Origin of the sequence: uncultured Dubosiella sp. (genome assembly GCF_964018005.1) — a bacterium.
Lineage (GTDB): Bacteria > Bacillota_I > Bacilli_A > Erysipelotrichales > Erysipelotrichaceae > Dubosiella > Dubosiella muris.
On record NZ_CAXHOA010000001.1, the window covers coordinates 93,923 to 115,518 of the forward strand.

At 52.1% G+C, this 21,596-nt stretch carries 19 protein-coding genes and 1 tRNA gene; 14 read left to right on the forward strand and 6 right to left on the reverse strand.

The window, feature by feature from the left end; translation table 11 throughout:
• The first annotated feature begins 19 nt into the window (after positions 1 to 19).
• From ABNS49_RS00475 to ABNS49_RS00490, 4 genes are all read left to right on the forward strand, one after another.
• A complete protein-coding gene (locus ABNS49_RS00475; RefSeq protein ID WP_135979912.1) occupies positions 20 to 724 on the forward strand; it encodes a hypothetical protein in 705 nt (234 codons plus the stop codon).
• Between the two features lie 445 nt (positions 725 to 1,169).
• The gene (locus ABNS49_RS00480; protein WP_135979911.1) at positions 1,170 to 2,048 is read left to right on the forward strand and encodes a MurR/RpiR family transcriptional regulator; all 879 of its coding nucleotides are present in this window, start codon (positions 1,170 to 1,172) and stop codon (positions 2,046 to 2,048) included.
• A 145-nt stretch (positions 2,049 to 2,193) separates the two neighbouring features.
• Positions 2,194 to 4,050, forward strand: coding sequence for a beta-glucoside-specific PTS transporter subunit IIABC (locus ABNS49_RS00485; protein ID WP_135979910.1), 1,857 nt, complete (start codon positions 2,194 to 2,196; stop codon positions 4,048 to 4,050).
• Positions 4,051 to 4,054: 4 nt separating this feature from the next.
• The gene (locus ABNS49_RS00490; RefSeq protein ID WP_135979909.1) at positions 4,055 to 5,455 is read left to right on the forward strand and encodes a glycoside hydrolase family 1 protein; all 1,401 of its coding nucleotides are present in this window, start codon (positions 4,055 to 4,057) and stop codon (positions 5,453 to 5,455) included.
• Between the two features lie 32 nt (positions 5,456 to 5,487).
• Here the strand turns inward: ABNS49_RS00490 and ABNS49_RS00495 are convergent, their stop codons facing one another.
• The gene (locus ABNS49_RS00495; protein ID WP_348687638.1) at positions 5,488 to 6,609 is read right to left on the reverse strand and encodes a polysaccharide deacetylase family protein; all 1,122 of its coding nucleotides are present in this window, start codon (positions 6,607 to 6,609) and stop codon (positions 5,488 to 5,490) included.
• Positions 6,610 to 6,747: 138 nt separating this feature from the next.
• Here ABNS49_RS00495 and ABNS49_RS00500 point away from each other — a divergent pair, with 138 nt between their 5' ends.
• From ABNS49_RS00500 to ABNS49_RS00515, 4 genes are all read left to right on the forward strand, one after another.
• Positions 6,748 to 8,112, forward strand: coding sequence for an N-acetylmuramoyl-L-alanine amidase (locus ABNS49_RS00500; protein WP_135979907.1), 1,365 nt, complete (start codon positions 6,748 to 6,750; stop codon positions 8,110 to 8,112).
• A complete protein-coding gene (locus tag ABNS49_RS00505) occupies positions 8,084 to 9,967 on the forward strand; it encodes an ABC-F family ATP-binding cassette domain-containing protein (protein ID WP_135979906.1) in 1,884 nt (627 codons plus the stop codon). Before ABNS49_RS00500 ends, ABNS49_RS00505 begins: the two co-directional genes overlap by 29 nt.
• Positions 9,968 to 10,054: 87 nt before the next feature.
• Positions 10,055 to 10,330, forward strand: coding sequence for a hypothetical protein (locus ABNS49_RS00510; protein WP_135979905.1), 276 nt, complete (start codon positions 10,055 to 10,057; stop codon positions 10,328 to 10,330).
• 100 nt (positions 10,331 to 10,430) lie between these two features.
• Complete coding sequence (locus ABNS49_RS00515) at positions 10,431 to 11,999, forward strand: NAD(P)H-dependent oxidoreductase (RefSeq protein ID WP_135979904.1); 1,569 nt, start codon at positions 10,431 to 10,433, stop codon at positions 11,997 to 11,999.
• Positions 12,000 to 12,030: 31 nt separating this feature from the next.
• On the opposite strand, the gene ABNS49_RS00520 is transcribed toward ABNS49_RS00515, so the two are convergent.
• Genes ABNS49_RS00520 through ABNS49_RS00530 form a run of 3 tightly spaced genes read right to left on the reverse strand, consistent with a single transcriptional unit; the run spans position 12,031 to position 13,701 of the window.
• Positions 12,031 to 12,300 carry a GIY-YIG nuclease family protein gene (locus tag ABNS49_RS00520; RefSeq protein ID WP_135979903.1) on the reverse strand — a complete coding sequence of 90 codons (270 nt, stop codon included), beginning with the start codon at positions 12,298 to 12,300 and terminating at the stop codon, positions 12,031 to 12,033.
• 3 nt (positions 12,301 to 12,303) lie between these two features.
• Positions 12,304 to 12,927, reverse strand: a complete 624-nt coding sequence (lepB, locus tag ABNS49_RS00525) for a signal peptidase I (protein WP_277820785.1) — start codon at positions 12,925 to 12,927, stop codon at positions 12,304 to 12,306.
• Positions 12,928 to 12,987: 60 nt separating this feature from the next.
• Entirely contained in the window at positions 12,988 to 13,701 is a 714-nt protein-coding gene (locus ABNS49_RS00530) for a GntR family transcriptional regulator (protein ID WP_135979902.1), read from the reverse strand.
• 144 nt (positions 13,702 to 13,845) lie between these two features.
• On the opposite strand from ABNS49_RS00530, the gene ABNS49_RS00535 reads away from it, so the two are divergent.
• The 3 genes from ABNS49_RS00535 to ABNS49_RS00545 all read left to right on the forward strand — a co-directional run bounded on the left by ABNS49_RS00535 (position 13,846) and on the right by ABNS49_RS00545 (position 17,656).
• Positions 13,846 to 15,261: a glycoside hydrolase family 1 protein gene (locus ABNS49_RS00535; protein WP_288342654.1), complete on the forward strand. Its 1,416-nt coding sequence runs from the start codon at positions 13,846 to 13,848 to the stop codon at positions 15,259 to 15,261.
• Between the two features lie 16 nt (positions 15,262 to 15,277).
• Positions 15,278 to 16,720: a sialate O-acetylesterase gene (locus ABNS49_RS00540; RefSeq protein WP_288342652.1), complete on the forward strand. Its 1,443-nt coding sequence runs from the start codon at positions 15,278 to 15,280 to the stop codon at positions 16,718 to 16,720.
• 96 nt (positions 16,721 to 16,816) lie between these two features.
• Positions 16,817 to 17,656 carry an HAD family hydrolase gene (locus ABNS49_RS00545; RefSeq protein ID WP_135979899.1) on the forward strand — a complete coding sequence of 280 codons (840 nt, stop codon included), beginning with the start codon at positions 16,817 to 16,819 and terminating at the stop codon, positions 17,654 to 17,656.
• Here ABNS49_RS00545 and ABNS49_RS00550 read toward each other — a convergent pair.
• A complete protein-coding gene (locus tag ABNS49_RS00550) occupies positions 17,625 to 18,422 on the reverse strand; it encodes a mechanosensitive ion channel family protein (protein ID WP_277820784.1) in 798 nt (265 codons plus the stop codon). The two genes, ABNS49_RS00545 and ABNS49_RS00550, sit on opposite strands and share 32 nt — an antisense overlap.
• Positions 18,423 to 18,460: 38 nt before the next feature.
• Positions 18,461 to 19,930, reverse strand: a complete 1,470-nt coding sequence (gene gltX / locus ABNS49_RS00555) for a glutamate--tRNA ligase (protein WP_135979897.1) — start codon at positions 19,928 to 19,930, stop codon at positions 18,461 to 18,463.
• A gap of 117 nt (positions 19,931 to 20,047) precedes the next feature.
• Between gltX and ABNS49_RS00560 the strand changes: the two genes are divergently transcribed.
• The 3 genes from ABNS49_RS00560 to ABNS49_RS00570 all read left to right on the forward strand — a co-directional run bounded on the left by ABNS49_RS00560 (position 20,048) and on the right by ABNS49_RS00570 (position 21,544).
• Positions 20,048 to 20,123, forward strand: a tRNA-Gln gene (locus tag ABNS49_RS00560).
• A gap of 76 nt (positions 20,124 to 20,199) precedes the next feature.
• Complete coding sequence (locus ABNS49_RS00565; protein WP_135979896.1) at positions 20,200 to 20,829, forward strand: hypothetical protein; 630 nt, start codon at positions 20,200 to 20,202, stop codon at positions 20,827 to 20,829.
• Between the two features lie 10 nt (positions 20,830 to 20,839).
• Positions 20,840 to 21,544 carry a hypothetical protein gene (locus ABNS49_RS00570; protein ID WP_135979895.1) on the forward strand — a complete coding sequence of 235 codons (705 nt, stop codon included), beginning with the start codon at positions 20,840 to 20,842 and terminating at the stop codon, positions 21,542 to 21,544.
• Positions 21,545 to 21,596: the final 52 nt, after the last annotated feature.

The following is a 21,596-nucleotide window of genomic DNA, read 5'->3' on the forward strand; positions in this document are numbered from 1 at the left end:
ATAAAAAAGGAGAATTTTTATGGAAAGGAAAAAAAATGACATTACCTGGTTAAAAGTTTACTTTATGTATAAACTGTTTGAGAAAAGAAAAGCTGAGGAAAAATATAAATGGAGGTTAAATTGCGAGGATGGTGATATATATGGTCTTGATCCAAATGATTATGAAACGGAACAAGACTATGAGGACGATCTTTATGAAGCAAAGTATGGTTGGCGTGAAGATTATAGCGATTGCGATCTTGATCCAGAAGACTATGAAACAGAGGATGAATTTTTAGAAGCTTTAGAAGAGGAAAGAACAGCCTGGCGAAATTACTGTGAAATTGATTTGAATTACGATGTTGATCCGGAAGATTATGAAACCGAAGCAGAATACGAGGAAGCTCTGGAAAAGGCGAAGTATGGGTGGAGGGACACATGCGATTATGAATGGTCGTATGAGATCGACCCTAAAGATTATGAAACGGAGGAGGAATACAACGAAGCGCTTTATGAAATGAAATACGGCTGGCGCGAAGAACGGGAAGATGACTGCTTCTTTTTTGCCGACCTTGATCCGGAAGATTATGAAACGGAAGAGGATTACGATGAGGCGTTATACGAAGAAAAATTGGCTTGGTATGATTCTCATGATTCAGCGTATATCGACTATGAAATCGACCCAAGTGATTACGATTCTGAAGAAGAATGTGAGGAAGCACTTTATGAAGCGATGGAGGAATGATGAGAGAGTTATAGAGAAATGATTGATCAATTTGACTGCTCTTCTCAGGAATTAAAATCCTCGAGCTAGATGTGCCATTTTAATTTATAAAAATAGAGATAATATTCAAAAAATCATAAATAGCAATAAAGAAGAATTTACTTATGGAGAGGAAAAAGGTTTAGAATTTGAATATGTTTTGAGTTTTACAGATGAAATGTCAAACAATGAAAAATACATATCTTACACAAGAGCTTTAGATTCTTTAGGTATAGTACACGCCAAGGATTAGAGGAATATGTAAGAAGTCCTAATTGACAATTCTCGCTTTTTCTGATGCGATATTCATAGACAAAAACAAGTTATTAAAAAATGCTAGAAAGTATCTTTGATAAAATCCCTTGTTTTTCAACCCATATCCGCTAAAATCAGAACAGGGATAGAAAAAAATAAAGGGGAAGAAGATATGTTTCTAATTCAAAAAGTCGAAGAGCTCGTCGTCACGTACGATGACGGCCGCAAAAACATTGGCGAGTTTATCTTAAAAAACATGGACACGATCCACACGTATTCGATCCAGGAAATCGCCACCCACACGTACACATCCAAGGCATCCATCGTCCGGTTCGCCAAAACGCTTGGCTACGAAGGATGGAAAGACCTCAAAAAAGATTTGATTCGGGAAGGGCAAGTCGAAAAGGAAATGGCCGATGTCGACTTCAACTATCCGTTTCAAAAAGGGGACACGACCAGCGACATCGCCACCAAGATCGCCAGCCTGCAAATCAAAACGATCGAAGACACACGCGACCATCTCGACCTCGACCAGGTCGTTCGCTGCACGAATTTGATCGTCCGCGCCCGCCGCGTCATGATCTTCGGCATCTCGCCCAACACCGGCGTCGCCGAACTCTTTCGCCGCAAGATGCTCTCCATCGGCAAAGTCGTTGAAATTTCCAATTCCCGGGAAATGGGCATGCAAGCCATGCGCCTCGACCAGCACGACGTCGCCATCATCGTGTCGTATTCCGGCAACAACGCCAGCGTCGAGCCCCTCAACATCGTGCCGTATTTACGCGAAAACAACGTCCCGCTCATCGGCATCACAAGCGGGGGCGACAACTTGCTGCGCCAAAGCACCGACACGATCCTGACCATGTGCTCGCGCGAGCGCCTCTACACCAAAGTTGCCAATTTCTCGACCGAGGAATCGCTCAACTACGTATTCAACGTCCTGTTCGCGTCCGTCTTCGAACGCCAGTACGAAAAAAACGACGCGTACCGCCAGCGCAGCGCAAGACAGCTCGAACAAGGGCGCCTCAAAAACACCGATCTCAAAGAATGATTGGTGTTTTTTTTTCGCGAAGTTTCGTCAAAAGACCGCGCTGAAATCGTTTTCATAAAACAAAGTTTTAAGTGCTCCTTCGTCTGTTTTCTCCGCTGTTTTCCTTTGGTATTTTATGGGTGTCAACAAAGAGAGGAAAAAAATTATGTCGAAAAAGTACACCCAGCTCGCCGAACAAATCATTGAAAAAGTCGGCGGAAAAGAAAACATCAACGATGTGTATCACTGCCAGACCCGGCTTCGCTTCAAACTCAAAGACGAATCGAAAGCCGACACGAAAGCGCTCGAAGCGATGGACGGCGTCGCCAAAGTCATGATCAACGCCGGCGTCTACCAAGTCGTCATCGGCACCCACGTCGCCGACGTCTTCGAGGAAATCGAAAAGAAAGTCGACCTCAAAAAAGGAAACGACAGCCAGCCCGTCGAAAAGAAGGGCATCGTCAACACGATCATCGACTTCGTGGCCGGCACGTTCCAGCCCATCATCCCCGCGCTCTCCGGAGCCGGTATGGTCAAAGCCGTGCTCGCGCTGCTCGTCGTCTTCAAACTCATCTCCAACGAGTCGCAAACGTACGCGCTGCTCAACATGTTCGCCGACGCGATCTTCTACTTCCTGCCGGTCCTGCTCGCGTTCACCGAAGCCCAGAAGCTCAAATGCAATCCGATCCTGGCCGCCGGCGTCGCCTGCATCCTCATGCACCCGACATGGAACGCGTTCGTAACCGCCCAGGAAGGGGTGCGCTTCTTTGAAATCATCCCGTTCCCGCTTGTCAGCTACGCCAACAGCGTCATCCCGATCCTGCTGATCGTCTTCGTGCAGTCGTACGTTGAAAAGTGGCTCAACCGCGTCGTGCCTAAAGCCATCAACCTCGTCTTCGTGCCATTGCTCGTCTTCCTCATCATGGGAACGCTCGCGTTCTCGGTGCTTGGGCCACTTGGCAACATTGTCGGATCGTGGCTCGCCGTCGTCTTCAACTACCTGGCTGAAAACGCCGCCTGGGCGCCCGCGTTGCTCATCGGCGGGCTGCTGCCTGTCATGGTCATGTTCGGCATCCACAACGGCGTCGCGCCTCTAGGCGTCATGCAAATGGCCAACCTCGGCTACGACTCCATCTTTGGACCCGGATGCGTCTGCTCCAACATGGCTCAGGCGTCCGCGGGACTGGTCGTCGCCTTACGCACCAAAAACAAAAAGGAAAAACAAATCGCCACATCCGGCTTTATCACCGCGTACATGGGCATCACCGAACCGCTCCTCTACGGTGTGAACCTGCCTAAGAAATATCCGCTTGTCGCCAGCATGATCGGCGGCGCGTGCGGCGGATTGTACGCCGGCCTGACGCACACCCACCGCTTCGCCACCGGATCGAGCGGCCTGCCCGCCGTGCTCTTGTACATCGGCGACAACACGATGACGTTCTTCTACAACATCATCATCGCCATCGTCATCAGCTGCGTCGTCTCCGCTGCGCTCACCTACATCTTCTCGCTCCATGCAGAAAAGGGACAGGAAGCGAAAACGATCGAAGCTATCCAGACGCATACGAAACCCGGCGTCGCCGCCGCGCCGCTAGCCGGTCTTGTCAAACCGCTCTCGCAAGCCAAAGATGAAGCGTTCGCCAGCGAGGCGCTCGGCAAAGGACTCGTCATCGAACCGGAATCCGGCGACGTGTTCTCACCGGTCGACGGCATGGTTAGCGCGCTGTTTCCAAGCAAGCACGCCATTGGCATCACGGCCGAAGACGGCATGGAAATTTTGATCCACATCGGCATCAACACCGTCGAACTCAACGGAAAACACTTCGAAACGTTTGTCGAGCAAGGCGAACACGTCCAAGCCGGACAACCGCTCGTCCATTTCGACCGCGAAGCCATTGAACAGGAAGGATACAATACGCAGACGATGGTCATCGTCACCAATTCCGCTATGTATGAAGACATCGAACTCGTCGGGCAGGGCCGCGTTGAAGCCGGGCAGGACGTCTTGAAAAGAAAGGGGTAAGTTTATGTTCCACACCACACCAAAACCATTTCCAAACGACTTTTTATGGGGCGCGTCCACATCCGCCTACCAGGTCGAAGGGGCCAGCGAGAGCCACGGCAAAGGGCCATCCATCCAGGATCTGCACCATCCCGCCGATCTTTCCGACTTCTCGGTTGCCAGCGACCACTACCACCACGTCGAGGAGGACGTGGCGCTCATGAAGGAGCTTGGCCTCAAGGCGTACCGGTTCTCCATTTCGTGGAGCCGGATCTTTCCAAAAGGGAAAGGGGAAATCAATCCGGAAGGCGTCGCGTTTTACCACACGCTCATCGACCGACTCGTCGCCAGCGGCATCGAGCCCGTCGTGACCTTGTACCACTTCGATTTGCCGCTCGCCCTGTATGAAAACGGCGGCTGGAGCAACCGGGAAACGATCGACGCGTTCGCGCAATACGCCAAAACCCTGTTTCAGGAGTACGGCGACAAAGTGAAATACTGGCTGACCATCAACGAGCAAAACGTCATGATCAACCATCCCGCCGCGATGAATCCAGGCAAGACGCCAACGAACAAAGAGCTTTACCAGCAAAACCACCACATGCTTTTGGCGGGCGCGATCGCGACTAATCTATGCCATGAACTCGTGCCCGAAGGCAAAATCGGCCCGGCCCCGAACATCATCGCCGTGTATCCGAAAACGTGCAAACCCGAAGATGTCGTCGCCGCCGACAACTGGGAAGCCATCCGCAACTGGCTGTATTTGGACGTCGCCGTCAAAGGCGTCTACAACCCGATCGCGTGGGCGTATATGGAGGAAAAAGAACTCGTTCCCCGCATGGAAGCCGGCGACATGGATCTTTTGGCAAGCGCCAAACCCGATTTTCTCGGCGTCAACTACTACGCCACCGCGACCGTGTCCGCCGCCAAAAACGACGGGCATGACCGGGCGCCGCGCAACGGCGACCAGCAGACAATGGTCGGCGAGGAAGGGGTGTACCGGGCCGAGACGAACGACTTGCTCGAAACGACCGAGTTTGGCTGGCAAATCGACAGCGTCGGTTTGCGCACGACGCTGCGCCGCGTGTACGACCGCTACCATTTGCCCATCCTCATTACCGAAAACGGCATCGGCGCAAGGGATGCGCTCGAAGACGACGGCACCGTGCACGACGCCTACCGCGTCGACTACTTGCGTCGCCACTTCGAACAGGCCCGCCTCGCGTTCAGCGACGGCGTCGATTTGATCGGGTATTGTCCATGGGCGTTCATGGATCTGGTCAGCACGCACCAGGGCTATCAAAAGCGGTACGGCTTCGTGTACATCGACCGCCAGGAGAAAGATCTCAAAACGCTGCAACGCGTCAAAAAAGACAGCTTCGCGTGGTATCAAAACGTCATTGCAACTAACGGATCCCGCATGTAAAAGAAAAGGACCATCGCGCGATGGTCTTTTGATTATTCAGCCGGCGTGTAGGGAATCGGCTTCTTTCCATACGTTTCCCCCAGACTGGCTTGCTCGGATTCCGGATAGACGATCGTGTCCGGATCGCCGTCCGAAATGTAGCGCGACGTGTTCAGCCGGTCGAAATTCATTTGAATGTCGAAGTTCTCGCCGTTGTTGTCGTAAGCGCGGATGCGTTTTAAAAACGTCGGGTTGAACGCGTTCGAATACGGGGAAGCGTCCGCCTCCCACGCCACTTGCAGCGTGCTCTTGGTCGTATACGGCTTGCCGTTGAACGTTCCCTGGAAAATGGAAGCCATGTTCGGATGCTCCAAATCGTAAGGCGAGCCAAACGGCAGCGCCACGATTGGCACGTATTTTCCCGGAATGATTTCCTCCAGCTTTTCGTACACGCCGCCGACTTCCTGCTCGGTTTGCGCCTGGTCGATCGTTAAAAAATCGGGATGGTTCATCGTGTGGTTGCCCACGTCGTAGCCATGCTCCACGAGCCATTTCAAGATCTTCTCGTTGTATTCCGGTTGCGAAAACAACCCCTGGTTCACGAAAAACGTCGCCGTCACGTTCATGTCCGGATGCTCCTTTTTGAACGCCTCCAAAATGCCGACGGCGCTGTTGGGGTCGATCTCGATGTTGCCGTCCTTGTCCAGACCGGTCACGAGGATGTTGTTGTCGAGGCCGTCGTCAAACGTTAAAATGAGCGGGCTCTTTCCCGGTTCGACATCGACATTGCCATCCACGTAGTCGCTCAAACGAATCATGCGGTAGCCCTGGTCGTAGTAAAACCGCAAATCGTTGCGAAACGCCTCGGCCGTCCGCTGGTAGCCGTCCACGTCGATGTTGCCGCCTGTATAGGGGGTGTCCGCGTTGCTCATGTTTTGAATGCCGTGGTACATCATGATCGGCACGTTGCCGAGCTCGTTGACGTTCGCCTTGGCGTATTGCGCGGCGGTGAGCGGCTCATACGCTCTTTCTTCTTTTTTGTCTTGTTTTTGTTTGGGTTCGTCCTTTGTCCTTCCAAGGCGCGACAAGCCAAAGCCAGCCGCCGCGACGCATGCAAGCGCCAGCCCCAAAAAGGCCAAATTGCGAATTTGTTTTTTTCGATTGATTTTTGCCATACCTTTATCTTAACGAAAAGAAAATAAAAATAAAAGGATTCTCTTTCTTATTTCTGCATGTTCCATTCGCAAAAGAAAAATTAACTGTTATACTTAAAGCCAAGGGGAAATTCGTCCGCGAGGACGATGAATTGAAGCATGAAAAAAGTAAAAAAAATCCCGAAAGGGTCGAAGATAAAGAAAAAAATTGAATCGCTGACACCGCGGCACTGGGTAGGCATCGTCCTGGCCGTCGCCGCCTTGCTTATTTTGGGTTTCGTTTATTGCAACAAGCCAAACGAGCTGGACAAAATCACGCAGGACTACATTGAAACTATCGACACCAGCACGATCCGGGGCGAAGTCGAGCGCCAGTTTGACAACGAATACAAAGCGCAAGACTACTTGTTTTACGGAGAAACGCTTTCGATGTTCGGCAACCCGTACGACGCCGAGCAGGAAAACCTCGATCCGTTCATGGGCAAAGCGCTCGTGTTGCGCAACATTGAAACAGGAAAAGAATACAATTTTACGTTTTCCGGCAGCGCGGATGGCGCGATCCCGCTTGGGCAGCTCGACGAAGGCGCCTATGAGGTGTTCATTTACGACCAGTACATCAAAAAGCGGGTTTATTTTGACAAAGCGTTCACATCCAAGCCGCTTGTCACGATGCGCCGCGGCGGAAAAGTCAAAAACATCACCTTGGAAGCGGATAAAGACATTTTCCGCAAATTCAATGTGGAGCTTGCTAACAACTACGCGTTTTTAGTCGTGAAAGACACGATTCCGCAAAGCGAGATCGTCGACGTGGTCATCGACCCGAGCGGCAACGTCTTCAACGAGCTGACCCAGGAACTGGAGCCGGGGTTCGCCAGCGGCCAAATCAGCGAGGCGCAGGCATCTTACGAGCTGGCCCAGAAAGTCAAAACCGAGTTGGAGCGCTATGGCCTCAAAGTGCTCATCAGCCGGAATCCGGACTCCACGCCAAGCTACTACGGCGAGAACGGACGCGTCGGGCAAGGCTATGAGCATCAAGCGAAGGTGTTCCTGAATTTGTCGATGTGCGATGAAGAGAGTGTCAACCGGCCGTTCTTTATCGTTTCGCCGCTGACCAACGCCTCGCTCGCCAACGAGATGGCCTACATCATGACGCAAAACGGCATCGAGCTCGACTATCCATACACGACAACCGACTTGCTGGCCAATGGCGTCATCTTTGACACGAACATCGTGGACAACGAGTACAACGTCACGCCGTTTACGATCAATCCCGCCATCCGCGAAAGCGGAGGGAAGGCGACGTACGCCGGACAATACAACCAGGTCGGCAACGGAACGTACGCCAGCCACGACGGCATGTACGGCTTGATGTTCGAATACGCCAACATCGCCAGCAGCGATAGCGTGGACTACTACCAGGCCAACCAGGACAAGATCGCCAAGTCGCTCGCGCAAGGTCTTGCCTCGTATTTTCAATTAAAGGAGGTTGATTCGGATGAAGCTGCAAGCGAGTCATCTATATAAATCTTTTGGAGCCCAGGACGTGTTGTCCGACGCTTCGCTCACCGTCAAAGGAAACGAGAAAATCGCGCTCGTTGGACGCAATGGATGCGGAAAAACGACGCTTTTGAAAATGATCTGCCATTTGGAAGAGCCCGATCAAGGCTCGGTCGTGATCGCCAGCGGAACGCGCATTGGCTACTTGTCCCAAATCACGTTTGAAGACGAGGAGCGAACCGTGTACGAAGAGCTGCTCACCGTTTTCGACGAGCTGACCACCTTGCAGGCCCGTCTGGAAAGCCAGGCGCTTGTGCTCGAGCACGACGCGTCCAGCGCCCAGCTGGAAAAATACGAGAAACTGCAAAACCGGTTTGAAGCGCTTGGCGGATACGATTACGAATACGAGCTAAAAAACGTGTTTTTTCATTTTCAGTTCGAAGAAGCCGATCTGCATAAAAAGCTTCGCGAGTTTTCCAGCGGACAACGGACCCGGATCGGGCTTGTCAAGCTGCTGCTCACCAAGCCGGACGTTTTACTGCTGGACGAGCCAACGAACCATCTTGACATCGAGTCGATCGAGTGGCTGGAAGGCTATGTGCGCCACTATCCCGGCGCCGTCATTCTCGTCAGCCACGACCGGATGTTTTTGGATCACGTGGTGGACGAGATCGTCGAAATCGAGTTTGGCAAAACGATGCGCTTTCCCGGATCGTATTCGCACTATGTCAAAGCGAAAGAGGAGTACATTGAGCGAAACCATGACGCCTTCGTCCGCCAGCAGGAGGAAATCGCCCGCATTTCGGCTCTTATCGAAAAATTTCGCTACAAAAAAAACAAGGCGGCTTTCGCCCAATCCAAAATCAAGTATTTGGACCGGATGGAAAAAATCGAGGATGTCAAAACGGATCAAAGCGCGATCAAAGCCCGCTTCACCAGCGGACGCAAAGGCGGAAAACGCGTTTTGGAAGTCGACCACCTGCAAATCGGCTACACCGATCCGCTTTGCGAAGTCGATTTGCTCGTCATGAAAGGCGATCGTCTAGGCATTGTCGGTCCGAACGGAATCGGAAAGTCGACCTTCATCAAGACGCTCGTCGAAAAACTTCCGGCTCTGGGCGGCAGCTTTCATTTCGGCCATCAAATCGACTTAGGCTACTTCGACCAGGACAGCGCGCAAATCACCTCCAGCCAAACCGTGCTGGACACGTTGTGGGACGCGTATCCGCAAACCGACCAGACGCAGCTGCGCAACACGCTGGCCAGCTTTTTGTTCACCCAGGACGAGGTGTTCAAAGAAGTGTACAATTTATCCGGCGGCGAAAAAGTCCGGCTCGCCCTGGCTTGCCTGATGCTGGCCCACGACAACGTCCTACTGCTCGACGAGCCAACCAACCACCTCGACATTCCCGCCAAGGAGGCGCTTGAAAAAGCGCTGGAAGCGTACGACGGAACGATTTTATTCGTCAGCCACGATCGAATGTTTTTAAAAAAGATGGCCAACCGCATTATGGAAATGGGCGCCACAAGCAAAGTGTACAACGTCGGCTACGAGGAATATCTTGAAAAGAAAGCGCAGCACACGCTTGTCGAAGCGGCCAGGGAAGCCGTTGCGGCTCCGGCGCCAATCAAGCAGGAGAAGCTTTCTTTCAACGAAAGCAAGGCGCTCAAAAACCGGGTCGCCAAGCTGGAAAAGCTGCTGGAGGAGGCGGAAGTTGATTTGGAGGCGCTGCGCGAGCTGCGGTTCGAGCCCGAATACTATCAGGACTATCGAAAGATGGAGGAGCTGGACGCGCAAATCGACGAAAAGCACAACGAGATCGCGGCCTACACGAAAGAGTGGGAAGAAAAGATGGAGAAGCTGGAAGGCGAGGCGTCTTGAGCCGGCTTGGATAAACTTGTGCAAATTGTTATAGGAAAAGAAAAACATTGAGTACAATAGAGATACATGGAAATGAGGTGTATCACAATGGAAAAAACCGAATTAACAGCACAACAGGAAATGATGGAAATCCCAGCCGAGAAAATGGCGGAAATCAAAGATCATATCGTAAAATCGCAAAGCGTTTTGGAACTCGTTGCTGACTCTCTGGAAGAAAAACTGCAGCCGGAAGGATCGGACATCACGACGGAGCTCAACGCGCTGACGACAATTTACGATCAGCTGGAGCACGCCTATCAGGATGCCGAGGACGTGGAAGCGTTCTTGAAGCAAACCGAAGCCGTCGACAAGAAAAACGCCTAAAAGAGGCAGGCAGAAAACCGCAAAAAGCGGTTTTTTTTTGCGAAAAGTTTCTTCTGCGGGAATCGTGCGCTAAAATAAAAGAGGAAAAGAAAGAGGAACGATGATGAAAGTTTTATTGTTGAATGGCTCGCCCAAAGGGCCCGCCAGCAATTCGATCCAGCTGGCGAACGCTTTTTTGCAAGGCGCCCGGGAAAAACAAGAGCTGGAAATCCAAACCTACGACATTTACGCGATGGATTTGCGTGATTGCCGCGGCTGCTTCGCGTGCTGGAACAAAACGCCGGGCCAATGCGTGATCCACGACGACATGACCAAAATCTTAAAAGGCATTTTAGAGGCGGACTGGATCGTATACAGTTTTCCGTTGTACTACTATTCGCTTCCTTCCCGGCTTAAGCTCGTTTTTGACCGCCAGCTTCCGTTTCGGCTTCCATTCATGGATGCGCAAAACGAATACGGTGGCCATCCCGACCGTTACGATTTATCGAAAAAGCGATGGATCTTCATTTCGACTTGCGGCTTTTATACCGCCCAGGGCAATTATGAAACCGTCACGAGCCAGCTGGACCGCCTCTATGGAAAAAACGGCTACACGACGATTTTCACCGGGGAAGGGGAGCTCTTTCGCGTACCGGAGCTGAAAAAGGAATGCGCCCGCTATTTGGACATCGTCCGGCAGGCGGGGCGCGAATTTGCCGGCGGATCCATTTCGGAAGCCGTCCGCCGCCAGCTGGAGGAGGCGATTTTGCCGCGTCCGGTGTTCGAACGTCTGGCCGACGCGAGCTGGGGCGTCGAACCGGAAAGCGGACACATCCAATCCGAGGCGTATCAATTCACCAGACAAATGGCCGGGTTGTACAATCGCGACCATTACGATAAAGACCGCGTCGTCGAATTCGAATACACCGACCGAAACGAGCGCTATCAAATCGTCTTGACCAAGACGGACGCCCAGGTGAAAAAAGAAGATTTTCTGCCATACACGACCCGCATCACGACGCCTTTTGCCGTTTGGCAATCCATCGCCAGAGAAGAGATTCGCGGGGACGAGGCGCTCATGCAGCATCTGTACACCGTCGATGGCGATTTCGACTTGCTTTTGCGCTGGGACGATTTTTTTGGAACCGGTGCCGCGCACGCGCCAAAGGGCCCGCAAACGAACATGCTGTATTTTCTCGTTCCGTGGATGGCGCTTTGGATTGGCGCGCCCGTCGCTTCGCGGATCGGTTTTGGCTTGATAAGCGCGGGACTCGCTCTTTTGTTTTTGCTAAGCCCCCAGCTGAATTTGACGAAGTATGACCGGCTAGGCTGGATCGTCTGCGCCGGACTGGCCGGATCGCTTGTCGCGGGCGTGTCGTTTCCACTCGTCATCCGGTTGTCGTATTTGGGATTTGGCTTGTGCTGGCTGGTCAGCGCATGCCAGAAAGTGCCGCTGTCCGCGTGGTATTCAATGAACGAATACGGGGGACCGGATGCCTGGAACAATCCGATTTTTATGAAAACAAACCGCATTTTGACGGTTAGCTGGGGCTTTTTGTATTTGCTTTTCTTTCTCGTGCCGGCTTTACCGCCAATGGTGGCGTGGATCGCGCCGGCTTTGCTGGGCGTGTTCACGTTGTGGTTTCAAAAGTGGTACCCGACGTTTGTGGCCAGGGGGAAAAGAGAATAAAAAAACGGCTTCGTTTTAATCCGTTCCTTGTCTATTCGACACGGGAAACAGGAAAAACGGGGCCGTTTTTTATAAGTTCGAGTTTTTTGGAACGAGGAAGCTGCTTGATCGCGTATTCTCTGCGCAGCGCCATCCCTTTTTCTTCCCACGTTTCAAAGTAAACAAGCATGACCGGCGTCCGGGGCCGGGTGTATTTCGCGCCTTTTTGCGCGTTGTGGGCTCGCACCCGTCTGGCAAGATCGGTCGTCCAGCCCGTATACAGCGTGCCGTCGGCGCAGCGAACGATGTAGACGTAGTGCATCGGCTATTTTTCGTAATAGCCAAAGTGCTCGAACGGATAGACGACAAGGAAGTCTTTCGCCAAAATCGAAGATTTCTTGTAAGGGCCGGTATCGCGCGAATCCATCGAGATGGGCCGGTTGTCGCCCATGAGGAAATACTCGTCTTCCTGAAGGGTGACCGGATCGAAGTTGTAGTTGAAATAGCCATTCGTCTCTTTCCACTCTTTGGCGTAGTCGTTGTCCAAATACTCGCTTTCGTCCAGCGGCTTTCCGTCAATATACACTTGCTCTTCCTTGCATTCGACCGTTTCGCCCGGCAAACCGATGACCCGCTTGATGACCGTCGTCGGCTCGCCTTTTTCGGTGGTCGTTTTAGCCAGCACGATATCGCCGCGCTGGATGCCTTCCACGCTGACGCCAATCACGTTGGAAACGCCGCGGTCGCCGTTTTGAAAATTCGGGTACATGCTTCGTCCTTGAATCAGCGCCGGCTTGAATAAAAAGGCGGATACAAGAATGATGAGGATGGAAACGACAAGAAAGGTGCTGACAAACGATAAAATGTCTTCGCCAATCGTGCGTTCATCGTTTTCGTTGTAACGAAAATTGGTTCGTCTTTTTTTTATATTTTTTTTCTTTTTGCTCATTGATTTGATCTCCAATGGTTTTATTTTAACAAATATCGCCGGAAATACAAATCCGACCGCTTAACGACGCAAAGAAAAAGAGGTGAATTTAAATTTATCGTAACGATGGCGGGAAAATGAGTACTCAAACGGGATCCCGTTGTCCAAATAGGCAATCTGCTCCACTTCGAGCACCGGCTCGTTTTCCTTCAAGCCAAGCACTTCGTGATCGAGCGCGCTGGAAATGTCGGCCCGGCTCGTTTGCTGGGCGCTGGCGATGTGCATGTTGAGATCGTGTTCGATATACGAATAAATCGACTTGTTGAGCACATCCTCGGTAATTCCCGGAATCAGGCTGACAGGCATGAACGTATGCTCGAGCACGTACGGCTCGTCGTCGTAAAGGCGCAACCGCAAAATATCGTAAACCGGCTCGTTTTCCTTGATATGCAAGGCGTGCGCCACGTCCTTGGAAGCGAAGCTGAGCTTGAACTCCAGGATTTTCGACTGGACTTCCTCGTGGCGGGTACGGTCGAATCCGCCAATCGGAAACTCCTCCATCTGGTACGGATCGGAGGCGAGCGCCTTGTTGAGCACGAAACTGCCCTGGCCCTGCTTTCGATAAATCATGCCTTCCTCAACTAAAATATCCAGCGCTTTTTTCACGGTCATCCGCGAGCAGGCGTAAATTTGACAAAGCGTGATCTCGTCCGGCAGCTTGGCGCCCGGCCCGTATTCACCATCTAAAATCGCGTCTTTCAGCTCGTCGTAAATCATTTTGTATTTTGGGCTCATCGTTTTTTCCTCCTTGGATTATAATTTAAGTATATTCTATATGGGTTCCATAGGAAATGTCTAGACTAATAGAAAAAATCAAAAAATATGTCTAGACATTTATTTGAAAACCATTTACAATTTAAACGAAAAGAGGACGATGAAATGAAGAAGCAAAAAGTACAATTTCCGGACGATTTCTGGTGGGGTGCCGCCACGTCCGGTCCGCAAAGCGAAGGATGGTTCAACAAACGGCACGAAAACGTGATGGATTACTGGTATCGCGTGCAAAGAAACGATTTCTTTAACGGGGTTGGTCCAGATGTTGCCAGCGATTTTTACCATAAATACAAAGAGGATTTCGCGCTCATGAAGCAAGTCGGCATGAACTCGTTTCGCACGAGCATCCAGTGGACGCGCCTGATCAAAGATTTGGAAACCGGCGAGCCAGATCCGGAAGGCGTGCAGTTTTATAAAGACGTGATCGCCGAGGCGAAGAAAAACGGCATTACCCTGGTGATGAACTTGCACCACTTCGACATGCCAATCGAATTGCTTGAAAAATACGGCGGATGGGAAAGCAAGCACGTGGTCGACTTGTTTGCCAAGTTCGCCAAGACGGCGTTCGAATGCTTTGGCGACGACGTGCGCTACTGGACCACGTTCAACGAGCCAATGGTCATTCCCGAAGCGGGATATTTGTACGGGTTCCACTATCCAAAATTGATTGGAAAAGGAAAGGAAGCTGTTCAAATCATATTCAATATCAATCTGGCTTCCGCCAAGGCGATCGAAACGTACCGCTCCATGAAACTGGATGGTGAAATCGGCATCATCTTGAATTTGACTCCGGCATATCCACGCAGCGAATCGAAAGAAGATCTGGAAGCCGCCCGGTTCGCGGACGATTTCTTTAACAAGGCTTTTTTGGATCCGGCAGTTTATGGAACGTTCCCACCGGCGCTCGTCGATCTTTTGAAAAAAGACAACGTGCTGTGGCAAACCGATGAAAAGGAACTCGATACGATCAAACGAAACACCGTCGATTTTCTAGGTGTCAACTACTATCATCCAAAACGCGTCAAAGCGCCGGAAACAAAACGGGAAGGCAACTGGATGCCGGATTGGTATTTTTCCGAATACGACATGCCGGGCAAGCGAATGAACCCGTACCGCGGCTGGGAAATTTTCCCGAAAGCCATTTACGACATCGCGAAAAACGTCCAAAACGACTATGGAAACATCAAGTGGTTCATCTCTGAAAACGGCATGGGCGTTGAAGGAGAGGAAAAGTACCGCGATGAAAACGGCCACATTGAAGACGATTACCGCATCGACTTTTACGAAGAGCATCTGGCGTGGCTGAACAAAGCGATGCAGGAAGGAAGCAACTGCTTTGGCTATCACGCCTGGACGGCGTTCGACTGCTGGAGCTGGAACAACGCCTACAAAAACCGGTACGGATTCATCGCGGTGGATTTGAACGACCAAAGCCGCACGATCAAAAAATCCGGACGCTGGCTCAAGGACGTGGCCGACAACCACGGATTCGAATACGACCTCGACCTCGTGCAAGAATAGGAAAGAAGGAAGACGTATGCTGAAAATCGCGGACGGTTTTTGCGATCACATGCTTTTGCAGCGACAACACCCCATCCTTGTATGGGGAACAGGCGAACCGGGCGAATCCGTCACGGTGCAGCTGGCAAACCAGGTCGGGAAAACGTTGGTCGACGCAACGGGAAGCTGGACGCTTTCGCTGCCGCCGATGGAAGCGGGCCGCCAGCTGACACTCACGCTTTTTGGCGCGGATACGACGATTCAAATCGACGACGTGGCGATTGGCGACTTGTATTTGGCCGCCGGCCAATCCAATATGGAATTCGCGCTGGGCAGCGAGGACCATTACGAGCAAGCGAGAAAAGCGGCGGACGGCAAGGATTTTCGCTGGATGGGCGTGCCCCAGGTCGAATACGAAGGCGACGGCCGGGACGAGCCGCTGGCCTGGCGCGTATTAAACGCCCAAAACGTTCAGGACGTTTCCGCGGTCGCCTTGTACGCCCTGCTGGAAATCGCGACCCACACCGATGTGCCTCTTGGCGTGATTGGCTGCTACAAAGGCGGGACGAGCGCGAGCTGCTGGATTCGCAAGCAAACGCTTATGGAAGATCCGGAGCTGCGGCAGGCGTTTTACGAACCGTATTGGGACGGGCTGGAAACGCAAAGCGAAGCCGAGGAGGACGCCTGTCGGGCGGCGTACCAAAACGAGCTGGAAACGTACCAGCGGGCGGTCGCCGACTACCAGCGCGCCTATCCTGAGCGCTCTCTTTCCCAGCTGAAGCACGAGCTTGGCCACACGCCATGGCCGGGACCGAAAGGAAAAAAGGACTTTGGCCGTCCGGGCGGATTGCGCGACACGATGCTGCGGCGGGTGCTGAACCGGCCCTTCAAGGCGGTTTGGTGGTATCAGGGCGAGGAAGACGCGAAATCGGCGTGGCAGTACGAGCATTTGCTCGGCACGCTCATTGACGAATGGCGCCACACGCTAGGGGCCAATGTGCCGTTCTTTCTCGTCCAGCTTCCAGGATATAAAGAGGAAACGTACGTCGAAACCTGGCCGATCTTGCGGCAGGCGCAGGCGATGCAGGCTTTGGCCAAGCCGAACGTCGATTTGATTTGCACGCTCGACCAAGGCGACTCGTACAATATCCATCCAACGAACAAGCAAGTCGTGGGCACCCGGCTCGGGCAGCTTGTCAGCCGCGTTTTTTACGATCCCGCGCTCCGGGCCTTGTATCCGAAGCTGCGCCTATGGCGGCATGGCGAGGAAAACGTCGAGCTTGTTTTTGAAAACATCGACCAGGGATCCATCCGGCTTTGCGTCGACGATCAAACGATCGAGGCGCCGATTCGCGAAGGGATCGCACGCGTGGCGGGGAAGGCGCATACGATTTCCTACGCCTGGCAAAACGACCCGGAATGCCTCACATGGAACGCGTTGGGGCTGCCGATGTTTCCGTTTCAAATCGAAATCGAATAAAGAGCACGCGAAAGAATTTTTACTCTTTCGCGTTTTTCTTTGGAAATAAGGTAAAATAAAAGCGGAGACGAAAAAGGGATTTTGGAGGAGAGAAGGATGGAAAAAATCATTTATTTGGACGCGGACGGGACGCTGTTCCACCATGAGGGCTACGTTCCCGCTTCCGCGTTTCGCGCCATTGAGCAGGCGCAAGCCAACGGACATAAAATCGTTTTATGCACCGGAAGGCAGCTCGTCGAGATTTATGGCGATTTGAAAAAAATTGATTACGACGCGATCATCGCCGGTGCGGGCGGAACGGTTCTTGTCAAGGACAAGCTGCTGTTTGATGGGCATTTTTCCCAGGCGCAAATCCATCGGCTGGCCGCGTATTTAAACGAACACGCCATTCCGGCCGTCTACGAAAGCCGCCTTGGTGTGTTTGGCGACGCCATGACCAAGCGGGCGATGAAGGCGCGCTGCGAGCAGGTGTGCGCGGGACTGGATGAAAAACAGGCCCGGACGCATGGAATGACGTTGTTTTACAACAGCGTGGAAGAGCTGGATCCGAAGGAGATTTTCGCCAAGCCGATTTCAAAAATCAGCTTTTTGGAAACGAAGAAGCCGTATCGGGAAATCGAAGCGGATCTTCGCGATGAATTCGACTTGATCCGGGCGACCTTCGCCCCACTGGGACCTGAAAGCGGGGAAATCGGCTGCCGGGGCATTTCGAAGGCGACCGGCATGGACCTCGTCAACCGCTACTTTGGCGTTTTGGCTTCGGACACGGCGGCCATTGGCGATGGAGAAAACGACTTTTGCATGTTTGAGCGCGCCGGTGTCGCGATCGCGATGGGCAACGCCAGACCGGCGGTGAAGGAAAAGGCCGACTGGGTGACAGCCGACCTGGAAGAAGACGGGATCCTTAAAGCGTTTGCCTGGCTGGATCTGCTATGATTTGAATGGACTCGTAAGGCTGGGAAACGCCCTGGGCGAGTCTTTTTTTCTGAAAAGCCAAATTGAGGTCGTACAAGACGTCCCAGTACAACTCGGGAAGCGTGTAGGCGTAGGCGGTCACGACGATGCCCTGGCCGCTGGCGGAAAACGAAGTGAGGGCGCAATGCGGCGCCGGATCCTTGAGCACGCGCGGATCGTCTTTCATCAACGTGTTCAGACTCGCTTGAAACGCCTCGACATCGGTGTCCAGCGGGACGGGCAAAGCGATCGCCATGCGACGGTAAGGCTCGCGGGAGTAGTTGACAATGATCTCGGAAACGCATTGGGCGTTGGGAATGATGACTTCTTGTCCCGCGTAGGTGACCAGCGTCGTGAACATCGTTTCGATTTTCGTCACCGTGCCTTCGTTGGTTCCAATCGAGATGTAGTTGCCGACCGCGAATGGCTTGGTCAAAATAATTTGCAAGCCGCCCGCGACGTTGGCCATGTTGTTTTTGAGGGCCAGGGAAATGCCAAGGCCCAATGCGGAAAACGCGCCGACGATCACGGTTGTATCGACGCCCATTTGACCGAGGGCGACGATGATGCCAAGTGTTTTCGTCCCGATGGAGCAAAGGGAGCCGATGAAGGTCATGGCGCCCATCTCGGTCGGGTTTTTAGCGCATTTTTCAATGATGCGTTTGATTTTCGGCCCAATCAAAAACGAGAGAAAGACGATCAGCCCGGAATAGGCAAGCTTGATGAGTAAAGAGGGGAGTGCGCTCATATCCATAAAAGAGCTCCTTTCTAAAAAGAAAAACCGGTTTAAGCCGGTTGATCTAAATCGAGTTCAAGACGGTCGATGCCGATTTGAATGCGGCGAAGCGCCTCGTCCTGACCGAGAATATACGCGATTTCAATCGCGCCGCCCGGAGTGAATTGTTTTCCTGTCAAAGCGGTGCGGACAGGCCAGAGCACCTGGCCGTTTTTCATTTCCAGCTGTTTTGGCAAGGCCAGCAGCGTTTCGTGGATGGATTGCTCGCTGGACCAGTCTTCCTGGGCAATCAGCGCGTCTTTGACCGCGTAAAGCGACTTGAGGGCGATTTCTTTCGTCGTTTTCATTTTTTTGTGCTTGTACATTTCCAAATCGTATTCAACGAGCTCGTCAAAGAAATCGACGGAATCCGCGATTTGATCGAGATGGTCGATGCGCGGCTGGATGATCTTGGCGATTTCCCGCAAATCGTAGTCGCCATGGATGGCTTTTTCCAAATACGGACGGACGGTTTCAAAATACGTGTCTTCGTCCATCGCGCGCAAATACATGCCATTCATCCAGGTCAGCTTGTCGATATCGAAGATCGCGGGCGATTTCGAGATCCGGGAAATTTTGAACTGGTCGATCAGCTCGTCGAGCGAGTAAATTTCTTGTTCGGTTTCCGGCGACCAGCCAAGCAGCGCCAGATAGTTGATGATGGCTTCCGGCAAGTAGCCTTTGGCGACAAGATCCTGGAAGCTGGCGTCGCCGTTGCGCTTGGAAAGCTTGTGATGCTCGTCTTTCATCACCGGTGGCACATGGACATAGCGCGGTCTTTCCCAGCCATAGGCGTCGTAAATCAAATTGTATTTCGGCGTCGACGACAAGTACTCGTTGCCGCGAACCACGTGCGAGATCTGCATCTGGTGGTCGTCGATGATGTTGGCAAAATTGTACGTCGGGAATCCATCCGATTTGATGAGAATCTGCTCGTCAAGAAGGTCGCCGTCAAATTCGATGTGGCCGTATACTTCGTCTTCGAACGACGTTTCACCGACGTTTTTGATCGTCTGGCGGATGACGTAAGGCTCGCCGGCGTCCAGTTTGGCCTGGATTTCCTCGGCGGACAAATGCTTGCAAGGGTCTTCGAATTTAAACGAGAGGCCAAGGCTTTCCGCTTCCTCGCGCTGGGCCTGGATTTCCTCCTCGGAGCAGAAGCAGTAATGGGCGCCGCCCAGCTTGATGAGCTCTTCGGCGTAGCCTTTGTACATCGGCAGACGTTCGCTTTGCACGTAAGGGCCAAAGTCGCCGCCGATATCCGGTCCTTCGTCCCAGTTCAAGCCGCATTCTTTCAATGTTTTGTAAATCATTTCCTCGGCGCCTTCGACTTGCCGCTCCTGATCGGTGTCCTCGATTCGTAGCAGGAAGTCGCCGCCATCGTGTTTCGCGATCAAATATTCGAACAGGGCGGTTCGCAAATTTCCGATATGCATATATCCCGTTGGGCTTGGCGCGAAACGGGTCCGTGTTTTTTTCATGATTAATCATCCTTTCGCTTTTCTAATGATATAACGAATAAGGATGGGTTTCAAGAAATGAATTTTCAAAAAAAGGTTGCATTTTGGAAAAGGGCGTTGTATTATTTAGAGGCTGATTGGGGTATAGCCAAGCGGTAAGGCACCAGACTCTGAATCTGGCATTTCCTTGGTTCGAATCCAAGTACCCCAGCCAATTTGAAATCAAGACATCCTCGGATGTCTTTTTTTTGCGATAGACAGATTTTTCGCATACAGGTACAATAGGAATTATGAATATATATAGTTATTTTCGCGAACCGGCCGAAAACTTGAATGTGCCGGGAAAAAACGAGGCGCTGTGGAACTGGATCGTGGCCCAGACGAAAATCTACAACTGTTCGTCCCGGCAGCAGCGGGAGCTGCTGACGCGCTATCACGCCTTGCTGCAAAACGACGAGGATTTGAACGCGGAGGCGATTCGCGGCGAGGTGCGCGCCATCGTTGGCAAAAACGTCAAAACCGCTTCGTTTTGGAAGGCGGAACTTGGTGATTTGTTTTCTTTTTTGTTTGTGTACTGGGTGATGGTGGAACAAGTGTGGCCGTATGTGGGGGCGCGCTTTCTTGCGCATCAGCCGATGATCGGGACGCTGCCGCTGACGTGGGGAACCGTGCTGAAAGTGGTGTTCGTCTATTTCGTGCTGAAGCTGGTTCTTGCTTTTTTGTCCCTGCATTCCCGACGCGACACCGTTTCGTTTTGGGTCGGTTTTATCGGATTGTTCCTTTTATATTTGGGACTCATTTACGTGGCGAACCGGTTTTCGAACGCGGGAATCGTGGAGTATCCGCTTCTGGGAGCGGTCGTGGTGTGCGGTGCGCCGTTTTACTTTGAGTGGAACGCGCAGCGCCATAAAGAGAAATAGAGGTGCTGGAATGGATTGGTTGACCTGGATGGTGATTGTCGGGATCGCGGTGCTTTTGTCGCTGGTGCCGATCAAAGACTTGCGAAAAGCGACATCCATCTTTACGTTTAAGAAATTCGGGATTCGGAAAAAAAAGCGCTGGAACGCGCTCATCGACGATCTTGGCAATTTCTTTTTGCTGATTAGTTTTGTGTTTTGCTGCGTGTATTGGCTCGTGCCGTATTACCGGCAGATCTTCGCGGTGTGGATCATGTTCACGATGATTTGCGCCCTGTCGCGCTCCGCGATCATCACATCCAAATATCCGCGGGACTGGAAAGGGAAGACGAGCGCGATCATAGTCAACACCGGATTGTACTTGGTGGGAGCGATTGGCTTGGCCGGCGCGGTGGGCGTGTTCAACAACAGCATGTTCCTTTCGGGCGTCGCGCGGTTCACGCACGATTTGGAGAGCGGAAGCATCCAGTCGTACATGTATTTTTTGACGAATCCGTCGATCTTTTACGTGCTACTGGAAGGGCTTTTGATGTTCATTCCGCTGATGTTTTTGTGGAACAACTTCAAGTATATGCGCACGGAACGCATGATCCGCGCCGCCAACGTCGTCACGTTCACAATCAAGCTGCTGCTGTTGTACGCCCTGCTCGTGACTTTGTCGTATTACGGCTTCGATTTTATCAACATGATTTACTGCGTTGACGCAAAAGCCGTGTAAAAGCCATCCACTGTGTTTGGACACAGTCGAGCGTCAGGCTCGGATACAAAGG